The 11,307-nt window shown below is 33.5% G+C and carries 12 protein-coding genes; 4 read left to right on the top strand and 8 right to left on the bottom strand.

Annotated elements, in window-relative coordinates:
• Positions 1–128: 128 nt before the first annotated feature.
• Both QGM60_RS13990 and QGM60_RS13985 read right to left on the bottom strand, forming a co-directional pair.
• Positions 129–677 carry a hypothetical protein gene (locus QGM60_RS13990; protein WP_281140866.1) on the bottom strand — a complete coding sequence of 183 codons (549 nt, stop codon included), beginning with the start codon at positions 675–677 and terminating at the stop codon, positions 129–131.
• Entirely contained in the window at positions 665–1,141 is a 477-nt protein-coding gene (locus QGM60_RS13985) for a CYTH domain-containing protein (protein ID WP_281140865.1), read from the bottom strand. The genes QGM60_RS13990 and QGM60_RS13985 overlap by 13 nt, the downstream gene beginning before the upstream one ends.
• Positions 1,142–1,171: 30 nt before the next feature.
• On the opposite strand from QGM60_RS13985, the gene dinB reads away from it, so the two are divergent.
• Positions 1,172–2,287, top strand: a complete 1,116-nt coding sequence (gene dinB, locus QGM60_RS13980) for a DNA polymerase IV (RefSeq protein ID WP_281140864.1) — start codon at positions 1,172–1,174, stop codon at positions 2,285–2,287.
• Here the strand turns inward: dinB and pyk are convergent.
• From pyk to QGM60_RS13955, 5 genes are all read right to left on the bottom strand, one after another.
• Entirely contained in the window at positions 2,284–3,729 is a 1,446-nt protein-coding gene (gene pyk / locus QGM60_RS13975; protein ID WP_281140863.1) for a pyruvate kinase, read from the bottom strand. The two genes, dinB and pyk, sit on opposite strands and share 4 nt — an antisense overlap.
• A gap of 4 nt (positions 3,730–3,733) precedes the next feature.
• Positions 3,734–4,213: an IPExxxVDY family protein gene (locus QGM60_RS13970; RefSeq protein WP_281140862.1), complete on the bottom strand. Its 480-nt coding sequence runs from the start codon at positions 4,211–4,213 to the stop codon at positions 3,734–3,736.
• A gap of 133 nt (positions 4,214–4,346) precedes the next feature.
• Positions 4,347–5,090, bottom strand: a complete 744-nt coding sequence (rnc, locus tag QGM60_RS13965) for a ribonuclease III (RefSeq protein WP_281140861.1) — start codon at positions 5,088–5,090, stop codon at positions 4,347–4,349.
• A 7-nt stretch (positions 5,091–5,097) separates the two neighbouring features.
• Positions 5,098–6,348, bottom strand: coding sequence for a beta-ketoacyl-ACP synthase II (fabF, locus tag QGM60_RS13960; RefSeq protein WP_281140860.1), 1,251 nt, complete (start codon positions 6,346–6,348; stop codon positions 5,098–5,100).
• Between the two features lie 9 nt (positions 6,349–6,357).
• A complete protein-coding gene (locus tag QGM60_RS13955; protein WP_008269813.1) occupies positions 6,358–6,591 on the bottom strand; it encodes an acyl carrier protein in 234 nt (77 codons plus the stop codon).
• 182 nt (positions 6,592–6,773) lie between these two features.
• Here QGM60_RS13955 and purN point away from each other — a divergent pair, with 182 nt between their 5' ends.
• From purN to QGM60_RS13940, 3 genes are read left to right on the top strand one after another with little or no spacing between them, the layout of a single operon-like run.
• Positions 6,774–7,340: a phosphoribosylglycinamide formyltransferase gene (gene purN, locus QGM60_RS13950; RefSeq protein ID WP_281140859.1), complete on the top strand. Its 567-nt coding sequence runs from the start codon at positions 6,774–6,776 to the stop codon at positions 7,338–7,340.
• Complete coding sequence (locus QGM60_RS13945) at positions 7,341–8,120, top strand: hypothetical protein (protein ID WP_281140858.1); 780 nt, start codon at positions 7,341–7,343, stop codon at positions 8,118–8,120.
• Positions 8,121–8,149: 29 nt separating this feature from the next.
• Positions 8,150–8,791, top strand: a complete 642-nt coding sequence (locus QGM60_RS13940; RefSeq protein ID WP_281140857.1) for a viroplasmin family protein — start codon at positions 8,150–8,152, stop codon at positions 8,789–8,791.
• Positions 8,792–8,825: 34 nt separating this feature from the next.
• Here QGM60_RS13940 and QGM60_RS13935 read toward each other — a convergent pair whose 3' ends face one another.
• Positions 8,826–11,297 carry a T9SS type A sorting domain-containing protein gene (locus QGM60_RS13935; protein ID WP_281140856.1) on the bottom strand — a complete coding sequence of 824 codons (2,472 nt, stop codon included), beginning with the start codon at positions 11,295–11,297 and terminating at the stop codon, positions 8,826–8,828.
• Positions 11,298–11,307 lie beyond the last annotated feature (10 nt).

The raw sequence follows: 11,307 nt of genomic DNA, 5'->3' as shown, positions 1-11,307 counted from the left end.
ACTAAAGAACAGCATGCTGATAACAGACGTTCTGAATTTATTATCGTAAATACTCAGGAAAACGAGTAACGTTTGTTATTAAATCATAATAAAAAAACGCTCTGATTTTCTTCAGAGCGTTTTTGTTTTTAGCGCAAAGGAAATCCTTTGGCTGCCCACCACGGATGGACTTCTATAACTAATCTTCCTGCTTGTACCATTGGATCGGAACTCGCTAAACTATCTGCCATTTTCAATGTTGGCACATTATAAATAGTTATACCTCTTATATCTCCATCATCACCAAAAGGTCCGGAAATGTCTGCATAACCTAATTCATACATGTTTCCTAAATGAGCTAAATGTTCTTCTTGAAGTAATGCTGCCTCTTCTTCATTTTGAGTTCTAATTGGTCCTCTTTTTAGAAAAGCTATAAAATACTGTTGCATCAAAATGGTATCTTGTGTTTTTTCATCTACATAGTCAAAAATTTCGTAACCTTCACTTTTTAGTCTTTTCTTTAAAACCGAAACAGATTCCTTTTTTTCTTCTACTTTTTGAACTTCAGGTTGCTCTTCAATAGTTTCAGTTTCAACCTTTGGCAATATCACTTCTTCCTTTGTTTGAGGTTCATCTTTACAAGATGAGAAACTCAAAACCACAATAACGAATACGACGATGTGTTTTAGTTTTTCCATAGATTATAAGGTGTTTTACTTAATTGTGAATTATAATATCTTACATCACCCGTTACTTCTCGAGCTAACCATTTTGGGTTTGTAAATTCTTCATTTTCGGAATGTAATTCTACTTCGGCTAAAATTAAGCCTTCATTTTCTCCATGAAATTCATCGACTTCAAAAGTATGCTTGTCTACTCTAACTTCATATCGTGTTTTGTCAATAACACCTTCTTCACAAAGCATTAAAAGCGATTCGGCTTCTGATATAGAAATTTCTTTTTCCCATTCAAAACGCGACAAACCATCATTTGAAGATTTTCCTTTTACAGTTAAAAACCCTTTATCTTCAATTAGTCTTACGCGCACAGTTCGTTCTTTATGACTATTTAAAAATCCTTGTTTTATGACATAACTGTTAAAGGCTTCTTGCTTAAAAGCTAATGAATTTACTAAAAATTTACGTTCTATTTCTACAGCCATTTTAAGGTATATAATGTCTAAATTTACAGCATGCTTAGCGATTTACCAATAAGAAAGATAATTCATGTGGATATGGACGCATTTTACGCCTCCGTAGCTCAGATGGATAATCCTGAATTAAAAGGTAAAGCTATTGCTGTAGGTGGAGGTGGTGACAGAGGTGTAATAAGTGCCGCAAGTTATGAAGCTAGAAAGTTTGGTGTAAAAAGTGCTATGTCTGGTCGATTGGCCATAAAATTATGTCCTGATTTAATTTTTGTTCGTACAGATTTTGAACGCTACAAAGAAATTTCTAATCGAATACGAAAGATTTTTTTTGACTATACCGATTTGGTAGAACCGCTTTCCTTGGACGAAGCATATCTCGATGTTACCGAAAACAAAATTGGACTTCCTAGCGCTACTTTGATTGCAAAAAAGATACGACAACGAATTTTTGACGAAGTAGGCTTAACGGCTTCCGCAGGCATCTCTATTAACAAGTTTATTGCTAAAGTGGCGAGCGATTATAACAAACCTAACGGCCAAAAAACGGTTAATCCTGAAGATGTACTCCAGTTTTTAGAAGATTTAGACATAAGAAAATTCTATGGAGTTGGTAAGGTTACCGCTGAAAAGATGTATCAAAAAGGAATTTTCACCGGAAAAGATCTAAAATCTAAATCATTAGAATATTTAGAAACTCATTTTGGTAAATCCGGAAAATATTACTACTACGTGGTACGAGGCATTCATACCAGCGAAGTAAAACCAAACCGTATTAGAAAATCTTTGGCCGCTGAGCGTACCTTTAGCGAAAATCTTTCTTCTGAAATATTTATGCTAGAGAAACTAGATCATATTGCAGACGAAGTTGCTAAGCGTTTGGCTAAAAGTAAAGTTTCTGGAAAAACAGTAACGCTAAAGATAAAATACAGTGATTTTACATTACAAACCAGAAGCAAAACGCTACCCTATTTTGTAAGCGAAAAAGCCATAATTCTTGACACAGCAAAAGATTTGCTATATCAAGAAAAATTAAACAACTCTGTTAGACTATTAGGTATTTCTTTATCAAATTTAAATACCGATAAAAAAGCTTTAGCACAAAAAATAGCAGACAAAGACAAAAAAACGGTCAGTGTACAATTAAAGTTTGAGTTTTAAAAACTACAACTCTCAATTTCTGTGACACGAAGTGTGTTTACCATACCTTTATCTTGTATAGGCATAGCTGCTAAACTGATAAGCATATCTCCTACTTCAAGGTAGCCTTTTTTACATGCTATGGCATTAACATCTTCTATAGTTTCATCTGTACTTACAAACTTATCATAGTAAAATGCCGTTACACCCCAAAGTAAACTCAGTTGAGTTAGAATTCTTTTATTAGATGTAAATACAAGAATGTGAGCACTTGGTCTCCAAGCCGAAATCTGAAACGCTGTGTAACCACTATTGGTTAATGTGGAAATAGCTTTAGCGTTAATTTCATTAGCCATGTTAGCCGCATGAAAACATATAGACTTAGTTATATAACGCTTAGTACGAATGTGTGGTGGAGATTGTGGTACTTCGATTAAGTGAGAATCTTCAACACTACGAATGATATTAGACATTTGTCTTATAACTTGTACAGGATATTGACCAACAGAAGTTTCACCAGATAGCATTACTGCATCAGCTCCATCCATAACAGAGTTGGCAACGTCATTAACCTCAGCACGTGTTGGTGTAAGGCTTGTGATCATAGTTTCCATCATCTGTGTAGCAATAATCACTGGTATTCTTGCACGTTTAGCTCTAAGTACCAATTGCTTTTGGATTAACGGCACTTCTTCAGCAGGAATTTCTACACCCAAATCACCACGAGCTACCATAAGACCATCACAATAAGCCACAATTTTGTCAATGTTTTCTACCGCTTCTGGCTTTTCAATTTTAGCTATGATAGGAATTTTATGATCACTATGCTCATTAATCAGTTTTTCCAACTGCATTAAATCTTCGGCATGACGTACAAAGGATAATGCAATCCAATCTACTTTTTGTCCAATAGCATAAATAGCATCTTCAATATCCTTTTCAGTTAATGCTGGTTGAGAAATATTAGTGTTAGGTAAGTTTACACCTTTCTTAGATTTTAATGGACCACCTTGAATCACTTTTGCTTTTACTTCAGATTTTCCATCTGTAGAAACAACTTCAAAAATCAATTTTCCATCGTCTAACAAAATACGTTCACCTGGTTTAGCATCTTGTGGGAAATTATCATAAGTCATGTAAACACGCTCACGTGTACCTTCAAAACGTTCTCCCGTAGCAAAAATAATTTCATCACCTTCGTCAACAATAACCTCACCTTTCATAACTCCAACACGGAGTTTAGGGCCTTGTAAATCTCCTAAAATAGAAGCGTTGTAGCCATATTCTTCATTAAGCTCTCTTATCATTTTTATGCGCTCTGAAACAGCATCATAATCTGCATGCGAAAAATTGATTCTGAACACATTGGCTCCTTCATCAAGCATTGCTTTTAATACTTCTTTCTTACTTGTTGCTGGGCCTAAGGTGGCTACTATTTTTGTTTTCTTGTTTATTGCTGACATCAATTCAAAAAATTAAATGGTCTCTTGATTTTAATTTTAACGGATCTACCGTATAACTTGTTATTATTTCGGGTATAGCTTGTAACTTCTTTAAAACTAAATGTTCATTTACATTCTGAATTTCATTAGATATTTTAATAAAATAATCTACCTTTTTATATTCAGAGATTAAATAATACGTTTTTAGGGTTTTTTCATTGCTCGCAAAGAGTGTCCCTGTACTGTACAAACTATCTTCCTCCTTTTTGCATATATTGGAAATTAAATTCCAAGTGATATACTGTGCTTCATTATTCCACTCAAAAAAACTATACGAAGATTTTAAGTATTCAAAATCCAAGTCTTCGTCTTTTCGTTTCAGGTTTAAGTCTAGATTTTTGTTAAGCAGATAGGCCAAACGGTAATCTTCTAATCTGCAATGGATAGCAATGAGTTTGTACTCATCGTCATAGAAATCATCAACCAGAAGTTTGTGTAAAGCCATACCATTATAACTTTAGTGGGTAAATATACTATAATAAAAACTTAGTTTTATTAAGAATTGGTTAATCTTAACCTATAAAAAATACGAAAACGTTATCGTAAATCTTTTATCGAAGAAAAAATTAATTTTTCGATTAGATTAATTTGGTAATTTGTTTTTGAAAAGCAAAAAAGGCACGTTTTGATGCTTTTTCTTCAGCTTTCTTTTTTGAAGTTGCCCTCGCTTTAGCTACAACTTTATCATTAATGCTTAGTTTTACAGAAAAGTGTTTTAGTTCATCCTTGCCTGTATCTTCATAAACATCATAATCAAAAGTGTTTTTTTCCTTTTGGCACCATTCTATCAGTAAGCTTTTGTAGCTTATAACTTTGCCTTCAAGAGTTTCAATATCTACATGAGGATTTATAACACGCTTGTAAATGAATTTTTCGCACAGCTTATAACCTCTATCTAAATAAATAGCACCAACCAATGCTTCAAAAAGGTTACCATGAATATTGTTTCCAAAATTAGATTTTGGAATACGACTTTTTACCAAATCTATTAAACCTAGCTCTTTCCCAAGTTCATTTAGATGTTCTCTACTTACTACTTTAGATCGCATTTTAGTAAGGTAGCCTTCATCTCCTTGTGGCACTTGCTCAAATAAATAGGCGGCAATTACAGAACTAAGCATGGCATCGCCAACAAATTCTAGTCGTTCATAATTTATAGGATGACCTTTTTCGTCCTTAAGATTCATAGAACGATGTGTAAAAGCCTTAATATAAAGCTCTTTAGACTTAGGCTTAAACTCTAAAATAGCTTTGAGTTTTAAAAAAAAATTCCCGTCTTCATCAGAACGGGAATTATTTAATATGTTACGAATGAAACTCATTCGGGATTTAATCTAATTTTTTGAATAATACACAAGCGTTATGTCCGCCAAATCCAAATGTATTACTCATTGCGACTTTAATATCTCGTTTCTGAGCTTTATTAAGTGTTAAATTCAATTCTGAATCTATGTTTTCATCCACAGTTTCGTGGTTAATTGTTGGTGGTATAATACCATTTTCGAGCGCTAGAATAGAAGCGATAGCCTCAATTGCACCAGCAGCTCCCAACAAGTGACCTGTCATGGATTTAGTAGAATTGATATTAATATTTTTAGCGTGGCTTCCAAATACTTCAGATATAGCTTTAAGTTCGGCAACATCACCCAGTGGAGTTGATGTTCCGTGTGTATTAATATGGTCTACGTCTTCAGGATTTAAACCAGCGTTCTCTAAACAATTTTTCATTACTGCTACAACACCTATACCATCAGGATGTGGCGCTGTCATATGGTAAGCGTCAGAAGATAAACCTCCACCAACAACTTCGGCATATATTTTAGCTCCTCTTGCTTTAGCATGTTCGTACTCTTCTAATACAATAGCACCTGCTCCTTCTCCTAACACAAAACCATCGCGATTAGCATCAAATGGTCTTGAGGCTGTTTCAGGACTATCATTTCTAGTACTCATAGCATGCATAGCATTAAAACCGCCCATACCAGCAATAGTAACAGCTGCTTCACTTCCACCTGTAATTACTACATCACAATGTCCTAAACGAATAGTGTTTAAGGCATCGATCATAGAGTTTGCAGAAGATGCACAAGCTGAAACAGTAGTATAGTTAGGTCCCATAAATCCATATTTTATGGAAATATTACCTGGAGCTATATCAGCAATCATTTTTGGGATAAAGAAAGGGTTAAAACGAGGTGTACCGTCACCAGCAGCATAGTTTAACACTTCGTCTTGAAATGTCTCTAAGCCACCTATACCAGCGCCCCAAATTACTCCTACTCTATATTTGTTTAAAGTTTCTAGGTCTAGTTTTGAGTCTACTATAGCTTCATCAGAAGCCACCATAGCATACTGCGAAAACTTATCCATTCGCTTTGCTAACTTTCTATCAATAAAGTCAGTAACTTCGAAGTTTTTTATTTCACAAGCGAATTGCGTTTTGAACTTTTCAGCATCAAAATATGTAATAGGTGCAGCACCACTTTTTCCATTAACAAGACCATTCCAATATTCATCTTTGGTATTGCCAATTGGTGTTAGTGCACCAAGACCAGTAACTACGACTCGCTTTAATTCCATAAAAACTTATTATTTTGCTTCTTCTATGTAAGAGATAGCTTGACCAACTGTTGCAATGTTTTCAGCTTGATCGTCTGGGATTTGAATATCGAATTCTTTTTCAAACTCCATTATTAATTCTACAGTATCTAATGAATCTGCTCCTAAGTCGTTAGTGAAGCTTGCTTCAGTAACAACTTCGTTTTCATCAACACCTAATTTGTCTACGATAATCGCTTTTACTCTTGATGCAATGTCTGACATAATCTTTTAATTTTAAGTTTTAATTAGATGGCAAAAATAAAAAACTTTATTTTAAAAATCACCTTTACCGATAAAATGTGTATTTAATTACACAAATTAGGCATAAGTATTTTCATTTTGCACCTAATTGTTAATTATTATTCTTTCTTTTGTCTTGAACTAAAAGAAGATTGGAAGTATCTATGAAACGTATAGTAATTTTTGCGTCCGGAGGTGGAAGTAATGCTGAAAATTTAATTGATTTTTTTCAAAATAACAATCAAGCTTCTGTTGTTCAGTTGCTAACGAACAACCCTCATGCCAAAGTTATTGATAGATGCAAGAAATTTAAAATTAGCACCTTATCATTTAACAGAGTTGCTTTCTTAGAAACGGAAGATGTTTTAAATATCTTAAAAGCATCGAAACCTGATTTAATATTACTCGCTGGTTTTTTATGGAAAATGCCAGAAAATATTCTTAATGCATTCCCTAACAAAATAATCAACATACACCCTGCACTTTTACCAAAATATGGAGGAAAAGGTATGTATGGTATGCATGTGCATAATGCCATAGTTGAAAACAAAGAAACTGAAAGCGGCATTACAATTCATTATGTAAATGAAAACTACGATGAAGGTGCCACTATTTTTCAGGCAAAATGCGAAGTTTTACCACAGGATACCGCAGATGATGTTGCTAAAAAAATTCATTTATTAGAAATGGAGCATTTTCCAAAGGTTGTTAAAGATTTATTGAATAATTAAGTGATTGAAAATTTCATCCTCATATTAATATTTGTTTTAATCACCTATATTTCATATGCTTGGATAACGCACAGAACTGAATCTGAAAAAGAATATGATAAAAAGCTTAAAGAGAGTTTAAAAGATGAATTTATTATAGACCCTGAAACAGGAAAAAAACTCACTTTAGAAGAAGCTGAAAGTGGAAATTGGTCTATTGAAGACTATCCAGATGATGAGTTTAGAGTTATGCCTTTAGATGAATTAGAAAAAATTCCTGAAGAACAATCTAGAGTGGCTCAACATGCAATAAACTATTTAAAAAGCAGTAAATCCTTCAGAGAATGTGAATTGACTGAAGATGATATCGAAACACTTGATTCAACGAAAATTCTCAGTGGATATGATGATTGGTCATATTCTCATCCTTTTAAGTTTGACAAGGGTATACTTATTTTGCCTGTCGGAAAATTAAACACCTCTAATTACAGTGAGTCTTATATACTTATTTGGCTAAAAATTTCAAATATAAATGGACATTATCTTTTCAAAGAAAAAACTGCAGTAGAGAGGTTTTTCGATAGGATAAGAAAAGATAATGATATTATTTTTGATAATTACGAATGTGCTACTATTAAAAAGTCTTTCAACAAAGTACTTGTTAAGAACCTAGCAGAAAAAATAATCAGTCATCAAGGTCTTGAAATTGAAATACACAACGACAATTTATTTATTCAAACTTTACGCCTTGTAAATATTGAAGACATTAAGAAACTAGAAATTATAATTAGTAAATTATAATCTATGATTTCATTATTACAGAACTGTAAATGAGTAAAAAAAAGAAAAAATATTATACGGTTTGGAAAGGTCACAACACTGGTGTTTTTGAAACTTGGGACGACTGCAAAGCTCAAATCAAGGATTATAAAGGTGCTCAGTATAAATCATTCGCCTCTTTTGATGCTGCAAAAAAAGCTTACAAAGAAGGTCCAAAGGATTATATAGGAAAATCTAAAACGTTTAAAAGCGAACTTTCTGAGGCACAACTTAAAAAAATAGGTAAACCTAACTATAATTCTATTTCGGTTGATGCTGCATCTTCTGGTAATCCTGGTAAAATGGAATATCGTGGCGTAGATACCAAAACCCAAAAGCAACTCTTTATACAAGGACCTTTTGAAGAGGGCACAAATAATATTGGTGAATTTTTAGCTATTGTTCATGGATTAGCATTTTTAAAACAACATAATAGCGACAGAATCATTTATACAGACTCTAAAACAGCCATAAGTTGGGTTAAAAAGAAAAACTGCAACAGTAAATTAGAACGAAACGCTAAAAACAAACCTGTTTTTGATTTGGTAGATCGCGCTGTAAAATGGTTAAAAGAAAATACTTACACTACTACAATTGTAAAATGGGAAACCAAAGCTTGGGGCGAAATACCAGCAGATTTTGGCAGAAAATAACTTTCCTTTAAAATAAAGCTATACCCCAAACCTATTATTGCTTCACAATACGTTTTATCAATTTAGTTTCACCTGAATATATTTGCAATATATACACACCATCAGATAAAGAGTTTAGGGTTAATTCAAGATTAGTGCTTTCCATTACTTTCTTACCTAGTATATTATAAAGTTCTACTTTATCAATATCATAGCTAGTTTTAATCGTTAATTTGTTGGATGTTGGATTAGGATACACTAGCAGCTCATTGTTTATAGTTTGGTCTATAACAGATAATGTTTCTGAAGATTCTACAAGTATATTATCTAAATAAAGTGCTTGTCCATAACCACCAATATTTACAAAAGTTACAATAAGATTATCTGAACCATCATAAGCCGACAAATCTACCGTTTTAGTAGCCCATTGTGAAGCACTTGGCACAAAGAAATCCGATGCGTCTGGTGCAGTTGCTAAGGTAGAGCCGCTTTCAGAAAAAAGCGTGGTGTATGTAACTCCACAATCTGTAGAGACTCTTACCTCTAAACCGTCATAAAAAGTGTCATCAAATCTAGCATAGGCTACATCAAAAGAAAGATTAGAAGCTGTTTGAGCAGACAGATCAACGACTGTTTCTATGAAATTTTCATAATATCTAGTATCATTATTATAATTATCCATCATAATACTTGATCCAGAACTAGCATCTTGAAACGCGTTGACATTGGCATCATAAATCCAGTTAGTACCATAGGAAGGTTCTACGTAAACAACCATATTATCTGGTAAATTTCCAGCTTGAAAATCTTCGGAATAAGGAAGACTTACAACGGTTCTAGGTTGACTAGTAATTGTTAAAATGTCATTTTCTGCATATACATCTATACTACCGTTTGGCATTTCTGTAGACACTTGCAAGGTTAAAGGGCTATCTGCTGCTACTAAAACTTCTGGTAAGGTGACCATTTCTGATTGATTCTGATTAAGATTTCCTGACCAGTTATAGGTTTGAATAGCTTCTGAATTAACTTGATAATTGATAGTTAAGCTTGTTAATGGTATGCTACTTTTATTTAGTATACTAACTTCAGGGATTACAGAACTGCCACAAAAATAATTACCAGGTATAGCTATATTTGATAACTCTGAGTTGTTTTGACTACATGGCGAATACGCTCCATCTAAAGAAGTAATATTATAATTACTAGTGTTTAGCCAATCGTTTAATCTACTATCACTGCTACCTCCTTGATGCGCAATATTACCATAATAATCAGAGCCTGATGTATTTGAACAAGAAGAGTATCCTCCATATAACGTCCCTATAAGATGTCCATTATTATTAAATAAACCAGAGCCTGAAGAGCCACCTTCTGTAACACCATGACCATTTGTAGTAGCATCCCAAAATACTTCTCTGCAAGATTGTACTTCTGGTGTAGAAATAACAGATACCGTACTATTAAAAATGGATACTTTTTTAATATCTCCTGCTGGGTGATGAATACCAAATCCGCCAGTAAAATCGTTTTCTGACATATCCCAACCAGAATAAAACACATTATAAGAATCTGGAATATTGCTATTAAGCTCTAATAACGCCCAATCTGCACCATTATAATTTGCCAATAATGTAGCACCTGTTACCGTTTGGGTCGGAATTTCTGTTTCGATACCATTGCTACAATCAGTACTTTGGTAGTTAAAATAAAAAACCCACTGGGATATACTACCTGATAAACAATGAAGTGCTGTAAGTAAATATGGGGTACAGTCAAAATTTGCATTATTCATTACTGTACCAGAACACCATCCCGTAGAACCATCTTCTACAACTAAAATTCTTACAGACGCATCTCTTTGTTCTGTTTTACCATCGCCTTCTGGTGAGCAATTTACGTTAACTTCACAATCACCAGAACTGCCATAATCTGAAGTATCTTTAGGATTATTAACCATTCTGTAAGCATGATTAACACCAGAAATATGAAGTCTTCCTTGGTTTTTAACGGCTGCTGGCTCAAAATATTCAACTATAATATCTTCGCCATAAATAAGCGCTGTTGCAAAAATGTTTTTTTCTGAATTGTTATGCGTACCAAAACCTCCTAAAACTTCTGTTTTATCAGGGTTATAGACATGTAATGTTGCGCCATTAGGCATAAAAAAATCATCAAAATATAGGTTAGTTGCTTTGGCGTTTTGAGGGTTTATATGAACTCTCCATAATCTATCACCATTTGCTAGTGTCTCCCAAACACCTTTTTCAAAGCCTATATTTGTTTGGATAATAATTCCGAATCTAGTGGCTTTTTCGTTTTTTTCATCTTCAATAACATCTTCTGCAGTTACTTTTTTTAAATCAATATCTTCTAATTTGATTAACGGAACTTTTGTTTGTGCTAGCTTTGTATTTAAATCGCTTTGCAACGGATAAGAAGGGTTGCTTATTTGTCCCCAAGCGTTGAACGCAAATAACATACTAATTAATAATACAACTGAACTGGAATTGAGATGTTTTTTCATGATGAAGACT

The organism is Winogradskyella sp. SYSU M77433 (assembly GCF_029911945.1).
In the GTDB taxonomy this organism is placed as follows: Bacteria; Bacteroidota; Bacteroidia; order Flavobacteriales; family Flavobacteriaceae; genus Winogradskyella.
The sequence above is the reverse complement of the archived record's forward strand: the minus strand, read 5'-3'. Positions and strand labels throughout refer to the sequence as shown.